This window comes from Roseovarius lutimaris (assembly GCF_900115165.1).
GTDB classification, from domain to species: Bacteria; Pseudomonadota; Alphaproteobacteria; order Rhodobacterales; family Rhodobacteraceae; genus Roseovarius; species Roseovarius lutimaris.
The window spans coordinates 34,847-47,021 of record NZ_FOVP01000001.1 but is presented as its reverse complement, the minus strand read 5'-3'; the positions used below and the strand labels follow the sequence as shown (position 1 = coordinate 47,021).

Annotated in this window: 14 protein-coding genes; 4 read left to right on the top strand and 10 right to left on the bottom strand. The window is 62.2% G+C overall.

The annotated features are described in order from the left end of the window. Positions 1 to 42 precede the first annotated feature (42 nt). Positions 43 to 180, top strand: coding sequence for a hypothetical protein (locus BMZ91_RS21320; protein WP_177193751.1), 138 nt, complete (start codon positions 43 to 45; stop codon positions 178 to 180). Between the two features lie 6 nt (positions 181 to 186). Here BMZ91_RS21320 and BMZ91_RS00215 read toward each other — a convergent pair whose 3' ends face one another. The 9 genes from BMZ91_RS00215 to yajC form a co-directional block, all read right to left on the bottom strand. Further along, positions 187 to 720, bottom strand: a complete 534-nt coding sequence (locus BMZ91_RS00215) for a DsbE family thiol:disulfide interchange protein (RefSeq protein WP_092833133.1) — start codon at positions 718 to 720, stop codon at positions 187 to 189. Beyond that, positions 713 to 871: a heme exporter protein CcmD gene (ccmD, locus tag BMZ91_RS00210; RefSeq protein WP_092833132.1), complete on the bottom strand. Its 159-nt coding sequence runs from the start codon at positions 869 to 871 to the stop codon at positions 713 to 715. Before ccmD ends, BMZ91_RS00215 begins: the two co-directional genes overlap by 8 nt. Further along, on the bottom strand, positions 868 to 1,608 hold the full coding sequence (locus BMZ91_RS00205) for a heme ABC transporter permease (protein ID WP_092833131.1): 741 nt from the start codon (positions 1,606 to 1,608) through the stop codon (positions 868 to 870). The genes ccmD and BMZ91_RS00205 overlap by 4 nt, the downstream gene beginning before the upstream one ends. 16 nt (positions 1,609 to 1,624) lie before the next feature. Continuing rightward, positions 1,625 to 2,281, bottom strand: coding sequence for a heme exporter protein CcmB (gene ccmB / locus BMZ91_RS00200; protein WP_092833130.1), 657 nt, complete (start codon positions 2,279 to 2,281; stop codon positions 1,625 to 1,627). Next, positions 2,278 to 2,895: a heme ABC exporter ATP-binding protein CcmA gene (gene ccmA / locus BMZ91_RS00195; protein ID WP_092833129.1), complete on the bottom strand. Its 618-nt coding sequence runs from the start codon at positions 2,893 to 2,895 to the stop codon at positions 2,278 to 2,280. Before ccmA ends, ccmB begins: the two co-directional genes overlap by 4 nt. A gap of 68 nt (positions 2,896 to 2,963) precedes the next feature. Next, positions 2,964 to 3,317 carry an Mth938-like domain-containing protein gene (locus BMZ91_RS00190; protein WP_092833128.1) on the bottom strand — a complete coding sequence of 118 codons (354 nt, stop codon included), beginning with the start codon at positions 3,315 to 3,317 and terminating at the stop codon, positions 2,964 to 2,966. A gap of 12 nt (positions 3,318 to 3,329) precedes the next feature. After that, positions 3,330 to 4,082, bottom strand: coding sequence for a sulfite exporter TauE/SafE family protein (locus BMZ91_RS00185; RefSeq protein ID WP_092833127.1), 753 nt, complete (start codon positions 4,080 to 4,082; stop codon positions 3,330 to 3,332). Further along, positions 4,075 to 6,711: a protein translocase subunit SecD gene (gene secD / locus BMZ91_RS00180; protein WP_092833126.1), complete on the bottom strand. Its 2,637-nt coding sequence runs from the start codon at positions 6,709 to 6,711 to the stop codon at positions 4,075 to 4,077. Before secD ends, BMZ91_RS00185 begins: the two co-directional genes overlap by 8 nt. A gap of 39 nt (positions 6,712 to 6,750) precedes the next feature. Further along, positions 6,751 to 7,032 (bottom strand): preprotein translocase subunit YajC, encoded by a 282-nt coding sequence (yajC, locus tag BMZ91_RS00175; protein WP_092833125.1) that lies wholly within the window; start codon positions 7,030 to 7,032, stop codon positions 6,751 to 6,753. 197 nt (positions 7,033 to 7,229) lie between these two features. On the opposite strand from yajC, the gene BMZ91_RS00170 reads away from it, so the two are divergent. The 3 genes from BMZ91_RS00170 to BMZ91_RS00160 all read left to right on the top strand — a co-directional run bounded on the left by BMZ91_RS00170 (position 7,230) and on the right by BMZ91_RS00160 (position 10,650). Next, complete coding sequence (locus BMZ91_RS00170; protein ID WP_092833124.1) at positions 7,230 to 8,510, top strand: pentapeptide repeat-containing protein; 1,281 nt, start codon at positions 7,230 to 7,232, stop codon at positions 8,508 to 8,510. A 135-nt stretch (positions 8,511 to 8,645) separates the two neighbouring features. After that, the gene (serS, locus tag BMZ91_RS00165; RefSeq protein WP_092833123.1) at positions 8,646 to 9,938 is read left to right on the top strand and encodes a serine--tRNA ligase; all 1,293 of its coding nucleotides are present in this window, start codon (positions 8,646 to 8,648) and stop codon (positions 9,936 to 9,938) included. Beyond that, entirely contained in the window at positions 9,922 to 10,650 is a 729-nt protein-coding gene (locus tag BMZ91_RS00160) for a hypothetical protein (protein ID WP_092833122.1), read from the top strand. The genes serS and BMZ91_RS00160 overlap by 17 nt, the downstream gene beginning before the upstream one ends. A 23-nt stretch (positions 10,651 to 10,673) precedes the next feature. Here BMZ91_RS00160 and der read toward each other — a convergent pair whose 3' ends face one another. Next, positions 10,674 to 12,137, bottom strand: coding sequence for a ribosome biogenesis GTPase Der (gene der, locus BMZ91_RS00155; protein ID WP_092833121.1), 1,464 nt, complete (start codon positions 12,135 to 12,137; stop codon positions 10,674 to 10,676). Positions 12,138 to 12,175: the final 38 nt, after the last annotated feature.

The window sequence follows — 12,175 nt, the reverse complement described above, 5'->3', positions numbered from 1 at the left end:
TGCGCTCAACCTTGGAAGCATGCCGATAGAAAGGACTATCCAATGCGTACCGCTCTCATTCTTCTACAGGCAGGTTTTTTGAGCTTTCTTGCCGTCTACGGCGCCCATGGCGCGGACAACAAGACCCCGGCCTGCCCGTTGCCCGCCGCCGCCATCAGCACCGAGCATTGCAGCGAGTGATCCGCCTCAGCGGGCACTCTCGATCGCGGGCAGGATGGTGCTCTGCATCACCCGGCTGGTGATCGGCCCGGCAAAGCGCAGCACGATATTGCCGTCGCCATCAATCACATAGGTTTCGGGCACGCCGTAAACGCCCCAGTTGAGCGCCATGCGCCCCTTTTCATCCGCGCCCATAGCGTCATAGGGGTTGCCCAACTCTTCTAGAAAGCCGAGCGCATTTGCAGGCTTGTCCTTGTAATTCACCCCGTAAATCGTGATGCCCTGCTCTGAAAGGGTTTCAAGATTGGGGTGCTCGACCCGGCAGGGCGCGCACCAGCTTGCCCAGTAATTCACCAGCTTGACCTCGCCATCGCGCAGATCGCTGTCGCCAAACATCGGGCCTGTGCCAAGCGCTGTGACCTCGACGGCGGGTGCGGGTTTGCCCTTGAGCGCCGAGGGAAGCTCATTGGGGTTGTCGCGTTGCAGCCCGACAAAGGCCAAGCCGGCAAACCCGGCAAAGATCACCAGCGGCGCCAGCATGAGCGGCGAAAGTTTAGCCATTTGATTTCACCTTGTTTTCAATCTCTTGCAACTGTTTGCTGACACGATTCGCACGCAGCACGCTCACCACGATCAACCCCGCGATCAGGGCAATCGAGACCGCATAGGACGATAAAACCGCCTCGGCGTATTTTCCAAGATCCGGCATCAGGCCCCCATTCTTTCACGTGCCAAAAGCACCCGCATCCGGCGGGCGCGGATTTCCGTGCGGGTCCGGAGCAACACGAGGGCGATGAACAGCAACGCAAACCCCGCGATGCACACCAGCAGCGGATACCAGAACACATCGGCGACGTTTTCCTCTTTATCAAGGCTCAGAGAGGCCCCCTGATGCAGGCCCTGATTCCAGAAATTCACCGCATAGCGGCTGAGCAGCGCAAAGACCGAGCCGACAAGACAGAGGATGCTGGTCAGATCGGCGGCGGTGTCATCGTTCTCGATCGCCTCCCAGAGGGCGATATAGCCAAGGTAGAACAGGAACAGGATCAGGAACGAGGTCAGGCGCGGATCCCAAGCCCACCATGTGCCCCACATCGGCTGGCCCCAGATTGCGCCGGTAATCAGCGCGATCACCGTCATCACCATGCCCACCGGCGCCGCCGCGCGAGCCGCAAGGGCACTTACATGGTGGCGGCGCACGATCCAAACCAGCGAGGTCACAAGCATCATCATCCAGGCATTGATCGCCATGAGCGCGCTTGGCACATGCAGGTAGATGATCTTGACGGTCGATCCCTGCCGGTAATCCTCAGGCGTGAAAAAGAACCCCCAGATCAGCCCAAACACAAGCGACAACGCCGCCAACCCCGCCACCCAAGGCAAAACCCGGTCGGTGGTCTGGATAAATTTCTTCGGGTTCGCATATTCCCAGAGTGCGTTCAGGTTCATCCAAAATTCCATATGTCTAGCGCAGATTGACCCTTAGTACCGCAGCCGAGGCGAAAGGCAAAAGCGCGATGGTGCCGCAGGTGATTCCGGCCAGCATCAACAGCGGCGTCGTGGTGTCAAAGCCTTCGGCACCGCGCCGCGCCATCTCTGCGCCAAAGATCAATGTAGGCACATAAAGCGGCAGCACAAGCAGGCTCAGCAACAGCCCGCCGCGCTTGAGCCCGACCGTCAGCGCCGCGCCGAAAGTGCCGATCACGCTAAGCGCCGGGGTGCCGAGTAAAAGCGATATAATCAAGGGCCTGTAGCCCTCGGTCGGCATGTTCAGCAACAGCGCGAACACCGGCGCCGCCAGCACCAGAGGAAGGCCCGTGGTCAGCCAATGCGCCAGGGCCTTAATCGTCACAAGCGCCTCCATCGGCAAGGGCGAGGTCGCCAGCAGATCAAGGCTGCCGTCCTCCCAATCCAGGGCGAAAATCCGGTCGAGCGACAACAGACAGGCCAACAGCGCGCCAAGCCACAGGATGCCCGGCGCAATGGTGGCCAACAACGTACTTTGCGGCCCGACACCAAACGGCACCAGCGTGACCACGATCAGGAAAAACGCCAGCCCAAGGCCAAAGCCGCCGCCCGCGCGCATTGCCAGCCTGAAATCCCGGATCAGAAGCGCGATCATAAAAAGGCCCCGTCGAAATCGTCATGCTCAAGCGGTTTGGCCTTGAACGGGCCGACATCCAGCACTTGCGCCTCGGACAGGCCAAGGTCGATATGCGTGGCGATCACCGCAAGCCCGCCCCCCGCCAGATGCGCGCGCACGGCACTGGCGAACATCGCCACGGCCTCGACGTCAAGCGACACGGTCGGCTCGTCCAGCACCCAGATCTTGCGCCCGGTCACCAGCAGGCGCGCCAGGCCAAGCCGCCGCTTTTGCCCGGCCGAAAGCGCGCCGGCGGGCCGCTCGCCAAGCGGGGCAAGCTGAAACGCCTCCATCGCCCCGGTGATGTCGCTATTGCCAAAGGCCTGCGCCCAGAAACCCAGATTCTCGCGCACCGTTAGCGTGGCCTTGATGCCATCGGCATGGCCTGCGTAGACAAGGGCATCGGCGGGCACCTTAACCCGGCCCGATACGGGGGGTTGCAGCCCGGCAATGGTGCGCAAGAGCGTGGTCTTGCCCACCCCGTTAGGCCCGCGCAGCACAAGCGCCTGCCCCGCACCAAGGGCGAAGGACAGCCCTTCAAGCACCCTGATGCCGCCGCGCGCAATTGTAAGATCAGAAACAGTCAGCCCCATGCGCCCTGCTTAGCCCAAAGTCATGGGCGCGAAAAGCGCGTTCCGCAGGCGGGCGTTGATGGCCTGCCTCACACCGGCAACAGGGCCACGGCGACGCGTCGCCCTTCGGATAAAAGCACGTTATAGGTGCGGCAGGCCGAGGGTGAAGTCATGATTTCAACGCCAAGCCCGGCCTCCTCAAGCGTGATGCGCAAAGCACTCGGAATATGGGCCATCTCGGCGCCGGTGCCGATGAACAAAACGTCGATCTCGCCAACAAGCGCCAAAAGGCTTTCGCTGTCGCCATAGCCGCCCCAGCCGCGCGCGCCGGTCACGGTGACGCAGATCGGCCCCTCCATCACCTGCCCCGCGACGCGGAAAAAGCCGGGGCCATAGCCGTCAATCGGGGTTGCGCCGTCAAAGCTTATTTCGGTCATGCGCATGGGTAAGCTCCCTTATGTCCAGAGTGGCAGGCCGCTTAGCACGGCCAGGGCGATCACGCTATAGGCCGCCCAACGGTAAAGCCGCTGGTGGCGCGGGTCAAACAGCGCCTGCCCGATCAGCGAAGTGATGAAATAAGGCACCGCCAGCGTCAGCGCCAGAATCACGGTCGAACTTTCAAGCACGCCGCGCGTCAGCAGGTTCACCGCGATCACCACATCGAGGACTGCCAGAAACAGGATGGTATTGGCGCGCACCGATTGCGCCGCCGATTGTCCCGCGAGGTAAAACAGGATCACCACCGGCCCGGTCAGCCCGGTAAGGCCGCCGAGGATCCCGGCCATCGCGCCGATAATCAAAAGCACCGGCCGCGAGACCAGACCGGAAAATCGCCAGCCCGCCACAAGCGCGCCAAGGGTGATGGCCGCCACGGCCGCGACGACCCAGCGGATCGTGACCGGCTCAAGCGCCTGCATGAGCCAGAGACCGAACGGCACCGTCAAAAGCGCGGCCAGCGCCAGCAGCCCGACCTCGCGCCGGTCCGCCTGTCGCCAGGCGCGCGGCAAAAGGACGAAGGTGCTGACAATGCCGGTCAGGGTCATCACCCCGACCACGGTCTGCGGCGCAAGGAAAATCCCGGCCACGGGCACAAAGACAAGCGCCGTGCCAAAGCCGGTAAAGCCGCGCACAATCCCCGCGACACCAATCGCCAGCAACAACCAGATAAGCCCGGGCGTGGCCCAGACCGCCAGGATCGGATCAGGCATCTATATTGGCGAACTGGTTCCCGGCATTGGCGTCCGGCTTGGACCAATCCCGCTTGACGCCAAGCCAGCGCAAAACCGAGCTTGCCACGAAGATCGACGAATAAGTGCCGACAATCACGCCCCAGATCATCGCGAAGACAAAGCCGCGGATCACATCGCCACCAAGGAAATAGAGCGCCAGAAGCGCCAGAAGCGTGGTCACAGAGGTCATCACCGTGCGCGACAGGGTTTCGTTGATCGACAGGTTCAACACCTCGTTCATCGGCTTTTGCTTGTATTTGCGCAGGTTCTCGCGCACCCGGTCAAACACCACCACCGTATCGTTGAGCGAATAGCCGACGATGGTCAAAAGCGCCGCGATGATCGCAAGGTCAAACTGGATCTGCATCTCGGAAAAGACCCCGATCGTCAGCACCACATCATGGACAAGCGCCACCACCGCGCCGACCGCAAACTGCCACTCAAAGCGCATCCAGATATAGATAAGCACCGCGCCAATCGCCAGAATGACCGCGATCACTGCGGTCTGGATCAGCTCGCCCGAGACTTTCGGCCCGACGCTTTCCACCGAGGTGAATTTGACATCCGGCACCGCCACCTGAAGCGCATCCTCGACGGTCTGCACCATCTCTGCCGAGACGCTTTCCTGATCGTCCTGCGCCTGAATGCGGACCATCGCGACGTTCTGATCCGGGCCAAAGGTCGGGTCGAACACCTCGGTGATGCTGATGTCGCCAAGCTCAAGCCCATCCATCGCGCCACGATAGATGCCGATATCCACCGGCTCTGCGCTTTGGGTGCGGATCGTCGTGCCGCCCTTGAAATCAATCCCGAAATTCAGCCCCTGAAGCCCGAAAGACCCAAGCGCCACTACAATCAGAACCGCCGAAACACCAAGCGACATTTTCCAGCGCTTGAAAAAGTCCCAGCTTGTGTCCTTCGGCACAAGGCGCAAACTGCGCCCCGATAGAACGGTTTTCGGACGGCGGCGTTCAAACCAGATCACCGCGATCAGCCGGGTCACGAACAGCGCGGTAAAGACCGAGGTGATAATGCCAAGCCCAAGCGTGATCGCAAAGCCGCGCACCGGGCCAGAACCAATGGCATAGAGAATGACCGCCGTCAGGAAGGTGGTGATATTGGCATCCACGATCGCGCTCATCGCCTTTTCATAGCCAAGCTCGATCGCGCGCGCCGGGCCCTTGGCCGATGTCATCTCTTCGCGGATTCGCTCGAAGACAAGCACATTGGCATCCACCGCCATCCCGATGGTCAACACGATGCCCGCAATCCCCGGCAGGGTCAGCGTGGCGCCGATCATGCTCAGCAGGCCAAAGATCAGACCGACGTTGATGATCAGGGCAATATTGGCGAACACCCCGAAGATGCCATAGCTCGCGAACATGAACACCAGCACAAGCGCGAAGGCCACGATACAGGCGATCTTGCCCGCCTCGATGCTGTCGGCGCCCAGTTCCGGGCCGACCGTGCGTTCCTCAAGAAACTCAAGCCCCGCAGGCAAGGCCCCGGCGCGCAGCAGAACCGCCAGATTGGTGCTTTCCTCGACGTTGAAATTGCCGGTGATGATGCCCGATCCGCCGGGAATATGGCTCTGGATGACCGGGGCGCTGATCACTTCGCTGTCAAGCACGATGGCAAAGGGATTGCCGATGTTTTCGGCGGTATAGTCGCCAAATTTGCGCGCGCCGGTCGGGTTGAACCGGAACGACACCGCAGGGCGGCCGTTCTGGTCAAAATCGGGCTGCGCATCGACGAGCTCCTCGCCGGTGACCACCGGGGCGCGCTCAAGGATGTAATAGACGCCCTCCTCATCGAGCGAGGGCAGCACTTCGTTGCCGGCCCCTGCGCGTTCGTCGGCGTTCGAGGTGCGGCTGACCACCGGTTGAAAGGTCAGCTGCGCGGTGGTGCCGATGATCTGTTTGAGTTCGGCCGCACTGCCGACGCCGGGCACCTGGATCAGGATGCGATCGGCGCCCTGGCGCTGGATCGTGGGTTCGCGGGTGCCGACCTCGTCGATCCGGCGGCGGATGATTTCAAGCGCCTGACGCACGGTGCGGTCATCGGTGGCAAGCTGTTCGGCCTCGCTCAGGCGCAGGACGATCTCACCCGCCTCGGCGCTGACGTCAATGTCGCTTGCCCCGGCCCCGGTCAGACTTGTGACCGGGCGCGCCAGACCGCGCACAAGGCTGGCCGCCTCGCTCGCCATTTCGGGGCGATCCACAAGCCGCACGCGCAGCTCGGCATTCTCGGTCGATTGCAGACGGATCGGGCCGATGCGGTCGCGCTCTTCGCGCAACAGGTCGCGCACCTCGGGCCACATGCCCTCAACCCGCGCCTGATAGACATCCGCGACCTTGACCTCGGCCAGAAGATGCGCACCGCCGCGCAGATCAAGCCCAAGATTGACCAGCGCCGAGGGCATCCAGTCGGGCCATTGCGCAAGCCCCTGCGCGATCTCGGGCGTCTCGGCATTGCCCGCCTCGATCGAAGCGACGGCATCGTTGTAGCGTTCGACCCGAGGGTAAAAGGCATTCGGCAGAGCCAGCAAAAGACCAAGGGCAACAACCCCCCAGATACACAGGCGTTTCCACAGGTCAATTTGCAGCATAATTCTGCCTTTTCAGAGAGTTATAACAAACGGTCGGGCTTAGCCTTCGGCGGGCTCGGTCTTGGAGAGAACCTGCGCGATGGTCGAGCGCACAACCCGCACCTTGACACCTTCGGAAAGCTCGACCTCGACCTCATTGTCATCCTTGACCTTATGCACCTTGCCGATAAGCCCGCCCTGGGTGACCACCTGATCGCCCCGGCGCAGCGCATCGACCATCGCTTTATGTTGCTTGAGCTTTTTTTGCTGCGGACGGATCAGCAGGAAATACATGATCGCGAAAATCAGGATAAGCGGGATAAACTGGCCAAAGGCTTCCATAGGGTCGTGTCCTTCATAGGTTACGGCGGGGTGCCCCCGCGAATTGTTGCGGAAACTAGGCGGGGCGGTTGGGTTTTGCAAGGCGCGAAAACAGAGTAAGTGCCACCTATGATTGGCATGGCCGGGTTGCAAGACTTTACCGCCGGGCATTTGCACGGATAGGGTGAGGAAAGCATGGAGTAAGGCGGGTTGGGTGAATGAGTAAGAACAACAAGCCGGACCTGCGCGCATGGCTGGGTTTCGCGAAACCCTTCAACTACGCCGCCGCGCCGTGGCTTGGGCCTATTGTTTCGGGCGTTATGGTGACCGTTGTCGGTGGGCTATTCCTGCTCGCCATCGCAAGCGCGGCCAAGATGCTTGTCCTCGCCGTCTTTGGCGCCCCGATCCTAAGCACAGGCCGCAGCCTTAGCATTGGCGGGGTCACCGTCGCGCTTATCGGCGCGCCCTTTGTGGTTTGGCGGTCCATCGTGGCGCAAAAGACCCTGAACGTCACCGAACAGGGCCACATCACCGACCGGATCAACAAGGCGGTTGAGGGGTTGGGGGCTGAAAAGACCGTCAAGCGCGATGGCGATGAAAGAACCGAACCCAACCTCGAAGTGCGGATCGGGGCGATTTATGCGTTGGAGCGACTCAGTCAGGATAGCGAACGCGATCATATCCAGATCATGGAAATCCTCTGTGCCTACATCCGCCAGAATGCGCAGGCTCAGGATGTTGCCCTGCCCAAGGACAAGGCGACGCCCGAGAAGTGGCGCGCATGGGCCATAAGGGGCCGTGAGCATCCCCGGCTGGATGTCGATGTGGCGCTCAAGGTAATCGAGCGGCGCGATGAGACCCGCAAACAACATGAGACAGACAAAGGTTATCGTCTGGGGTTTGAGCGCGCCCCGCTGCGCAAGATCATTCTGACCGGGCGCGACCTGACCGGGGCCGACCTGCGCGATGCGCAGTTGCAGGGGGCGGACCTCAGGGCCGCGACGTTGCAGGGGGCGGACCTCTGGGGCGCGCAGTTGCAGGGGGCAGACCTCTGGGACGCGCAGTTGCAGGGGGCGACCCTCGGGGGCGCGGAATTACAGGGGGCGGACCTCTGGGACGCGCAGTTGCAGGGGGCGGTCCTCAGGGCCGCGACGTTGCAGGGGGCGACCCTCGGGGGCGCGGAATTACAGGGGGCGGACCTCGGGTTCGCGACGTTTGATGGTGACACAAACCTGACAGCCGCTACTCTTCGAGGTGCGGCTGTCAGGTTTGTGGATTTTACAGAAATAGCAAAAATTGAGCCGCATTTGGAGGGGATGTTTGGCGATGGCACGGTCATCCTGCCCGGCGGGCATGGGCCGAAGCATGAAAGCTGGCCCAAGCATTGGCCAAAGTTTGAGTTGGGTTACAAGCAGTTCGACAAAGAATGGAAAAAGTGGCTGGCGGACCCGGAGGGGTATGTGCCGCCGGAGCCGCCAGAAGAGGACGCGCAGGGGTGAATGAGGTCCCGGGTCAGGCCCGGGAGGGCGGGATTCGCTTTGACGTCTCAAAGCGTGGGTTTCACCCACCCTACACAGCCACAAAAATCTGGTGCATAAGGCGCTGACGACTCAACCACGCCAAGGATCAGACCGATGCATGATATCCGCGCCATCCGCGATACCCCCGATGCCTTTGATGCCGCCCTTGCGCGGCGCGGGGTGGCGCCGATCTCGGGTGAGATCCTTGCGCTTGACGAGGCCCGGCGCGCCCGTATCCATGCGTCTGAGACCGCGCAGGCCGAGCAGAACCGCGCCTCCAAAGAGGTGGGTGCCGCCAAGGCCAAGGGCGACAATGCCGAATTCGAGCGTCTGCGCGCGCTTGTGGCCGACAAAAAGGCCGAAGTGGCGGCGATGCAGGCCGAGGCCAAGGCGCTTGACGCAGAGCTTAACGATCTGCTGATGGGTCTGCCCAACCTGCCCCATCCCGATACGCCCGATGGCGCCGATGAGGCCGATAATGTCGAGATGCACCGCTGGGGCACGCCAAAGGTGTTCGATTTCACCCCGAAAGAGCATTACCAGCTGGCCGGCGTTGTGCCCGGCATGGATTTCGAGCTGGCCGCGAAACTCTCAGGCAGCCGCTTTGTCGTGCTCAAGGGCGCCGTGGCGCGCATTCATCGCGCCTTGGCGCAGTTCATGCTTGATACGCATGTGGATGAAAACGGGCTTAATGAGACCTGGACCCCGGTTCTGGTGCGCCCCGAGATGATGCTTGGCACCGGGCAGTTGCCGAAATTCGGCGAGGACAGCTATGAGACCACCAATGGCTGGTGGCTTGTGCCGACCGCCGAGGTGACCCTGACCAACACCGCCAATGGCGAAACGCTTGACGAGGCCGACCTGCCGCGCCGGATGGTGGCGCATACCCAATGTTTCCGCTCCGAGGCGGGAAGTGCCGGGCGTGACACCGCCGGCATGCTGCGCCAGCATCAGTTTGAAAAGGTCGAAATGGTCAGCCTGACCCACCCCGATCAGAGCCGCGCCGAGCTTGACCGCATGACCGCTTGCGCCGAGGGCATTTTGGAAAAGCTTGGCCTTGCCTATCGCACGGTTGTGCTGTGCACCGGCGACATGGGGTTTGGTGCGCAGCGCACCCATGACATCGAGGTCTGGTTGCCCGGTCAGGATACCTATCGCGAGATTTCCTCGGTTTCGGTCTGTGGGGCCTTTCAGGCGCGCCGGATGAACGCGCGGTTCAAACCGGCGGGTGGTGGCAAGCCCGAGTTTCTGCACACGCTCAACGGCTCTGGCCTTGCGGTCGGGCGCTGTTTGATCGCGGTGCTTGAAAATGGCCAGAACGGCGATGGTTCGGTGCGCCTTCCGGATGTGTTGCACCCCTATCTCGGCGGCAAGAGCCTGCTTCAGGCGGATGGCACGCTTGCCTGATCGCGCCGCCGCACTCCTTGTCTTTGTGCTGGCGGTGGGATTTGCCCTGTCGCCCTTTGCCACCGGCGGATTTGCGGGGTTTCGCCCGGATCAGTTCCCAGTGGCGCAGACAAACGCACCGGTGCAACCGGCGGGCTATGCCTTTGCGCTTTGGGGGCTGATCTATCTCTGGCTGATCCTCGGCGCCGGGTTTGGCGTGATCCTGCGTGTCACCGCCACCGACTGGCAGCGCGTGCGCCTGCCGCTGATGGCAAGCCTCGGGGTTGGCATTTTCTGGATTCCGGTGGCGCAGGTGAATGTGCTCTGGGCGACGGTGATGATCTGGATCATGCTGGCGGGGGCGCTATGGGCGCTGCTCGGGGCGCATTACCGCGATCGGCTCTGGCTTGAGGGGCCGATCGGGCTTTATGCCGGCTGGCTGACGGCGGCAAGTAGCGTCGCCTTTGGGCTGGTGCTTGCGGGCTATGGCATCCTTGGCGCGCAGGGCGCGGCCATCGCGATGATCACGCTGGCCCTCGCGATCACCCTTGCGGTTCTGGTGGTCCGGCCCGGCACGCTTAGCTATGCGTTTGGCGTCGGCTGGGCGCTGATTGGGGTGATCATGCGCAATCTTGAGGCTGGCAACACGCCGGTGATTGCGCTCTGTGCCGCCGGAATTGCGGCCATCACGATTGTCACATGGCGCGGCTGGCGCGCCCTGTCGCGCGCCTGACACACTCGTCCGGAGGGGAACCCCTAGGGTTTCGGCGGCTTGCCCAAATGCTTGCGCAGGCTTGAGGGGCCCGCCTTTTTCTTGGCCTTATAGGGGTTCTTGTCCGACTGGCTTCGCATGTAAAGACGGATCGGCGTGCCCGGCATGTCGAAATCTGTCCGCAAGCCGTTGACAAGATAGCGCGAATAGCTGTCAGGCAATTTATCGGGATGCGAGCACATCACAACGAACCCCGGCGGGCGGGTCTTGGCCTGGGTCATATAGCGCATCTTGATGCGCTTGCCGCCCGGTGCGGGGGGCGGGTGCTGTTCCAGCATGCCGGTCAGCCAGCGGTTCAGCTGTGCGGTGGTGACCCGGCGGTTCCAGACCTCATAGGCCTTTTCCACCGCCGCGCGCAGCCGGTCCAGCCCCTTGCCGGTCTTGGCCGAGACGGTCACAAGCGGCGCGCCGCGAAGCTGCGGCAAAAGCCGCTCGAAGGATTCGCGCAGATGGCGCAGCTTTTCCTGTTTCTCGGGCTCGACATCCCATTTGTTGACCGCCACGATCACTGCCCGGCCCTCGCGCTCGGCAAGATCGGCGATCCGCAGATCCTGTTGCTCGAAGGGGATTTCCGCATCCAGCAGCACAATCACCACCTCGGCGAATTTCACCGCGCGAAGCCCGTCAGAGACCGAGAGCTTTTCAAGCTTTTCCTGAACGCGGGCCTTCTTGCGCATGCCCGCCGTGTCAAAAATCCGCACCGGAAGCCCGTCCCAGTCGAGCGCCAGCGAAATCGCATCGCGGGTGATGCCCGGCTCGGGGCCGGTCAAAAGGCGGTCTTCGCCGAGGATCTTGTTGATCAGCGTCGATTTACCTGCATTCGGGCGGCCCACAACCGCCACCTGCAACGGGCGCGCCTTGGTGGGCCTGCGATAGGTGTCTTCTTCGTCCTCGTCGTTCTCATCAAGGGCGACATCGGTTTCGGGCGCTTCGGATTTGGCGCGCTCTTCAAAGGCATCCGAAAGCGGCATGAGTTGCGCATAAAGATCGTTGAGCCCCTCGCCATGCTCGGCCGAGAGGCGGATCGGCTCGCCCAGACCAAGGGCGTAGGCCTCATTCACACCCGCATCGGCGGCGGCGCCCTCGGCCTTGTTGGCGGCAAGGATCACATGCGCCGAGCGTTTGCGCAGGATTTCGGCAAGTGCCTCATCCAGTGGGGTAACCCCGGCGCGCGCATCAATCAGGAACAGACAGATATCGGCCATGTCCACCGCTCGCTCGGTCAGCTTGCGCATCCGGCCCTGCAGGGATTCGTCGGTCGCATCTTCAAGGCCGGCTGTGTCGATCACGGTAAAGCGCAAATCGCCCAACCGCGCGGCGCCTTCACGCAGATCACGCGTCACGCCGGGCTGGTCATCGACCAGAGCAAGGCGTTTGCCGACAAGGCGGTTGAACAGCGTGGACTTGCCAACATTCGGGCGGCCCACGATGGCGAGAGTAAATGTCATCTTTATTTCTGCTCCGACACGGGATCAAGCCGGTCTGA

Bases quoted from the DNA above. Each gene is read 5' to 3' on its own strand.
- BMZ91_RS21320 (WP_177193751.1), top strand. From the start codon at position 43: ATGCGTACCGCTCTCATTCTTCTACAGGCAGGTTTTTTGAGCTTTCTT.
- BMZ91_RS00215 (WP_092833133.1), bottom strand. From the start codon at position 720: ATGGCTAAACTTTCGCCGCTCATGCTGGCGCCGCTGGTGATCTTTGCC.
- BMZ91_RS00205 (WP_092833131.1), bottom strand. From the start codon at position 1,608: ATGAACCTGAACGCACTCTGGGAATATGCGAACCCGAAGAAATTTATC.
- ccmB (WP_092833130.1), bottom strand. From the start codon at position 2,281: ATGATCGCGCTTCTGATCCGGGATTTCAGGCTGGCAATGCGCGCGGGC.
- ccmA (WP_092833129.1), bottom strand. From the start codon at position 2,895: ATGGGGCTGACTGTTTCTGATCTTACAATTGCGCGCGGCGGCATCAGG.
- BMZ91_RS00190 (WP_092833128.1), bottom strand. From the start codon at position 3,317: ATGCGCATGACCGAAATAAGCTTTGACGGCGCAACCCCGATTGACGGC.
- BMZ91_RS00185 (WP_092833127.1), bottom strand. From the start codon at position 4,082: ATGCCTGATCCGATCCTGGCGGTCTGGGCCACGCCCGGGCTTATCTGG.
- secD (WP_092833126.1), bottom strand. From the start codon at position 6,711: ATGCTGCAAATTGACCTGTGGAAACGCCTGTGTATCTGGGGGGTTGTT.
- yajC (WP_092833125.1), bottom strand. From the start codon at position 7,032: ATGGAAGCCTTTGGCCAGTTTATCCCGCTTATCCTGATTTTCGCGATC.
- BMZ91_RS00170 (WP_092833124.1), top strand. From the start codon at position 7,230: ATGAGTAAGAACAACAAGCCGGACCTGCGCGCATGGCTGGGTTTCGCG.
- serS (WP_092833123.1), top strand. From the start codon at position 8,646: ATGCATGATATCCGCGCCATCCGCGATACCCCCGATGCCTTTGATGCC.
- BMZ91_RS00160 (WP_092833122.1), top strand. From the start codon at position 9,922: ATGGCACGCTTGCCTGATCGCGCCGCCGCACTCCTTGTCTTTGTGCTG.
- der (WP_092833121.1), bottom strand. From the start codon at position 12,137: ATGACATTTACTCTCGCCATCGTGGGCCGCCCGAATGTTGGCAAGTCC.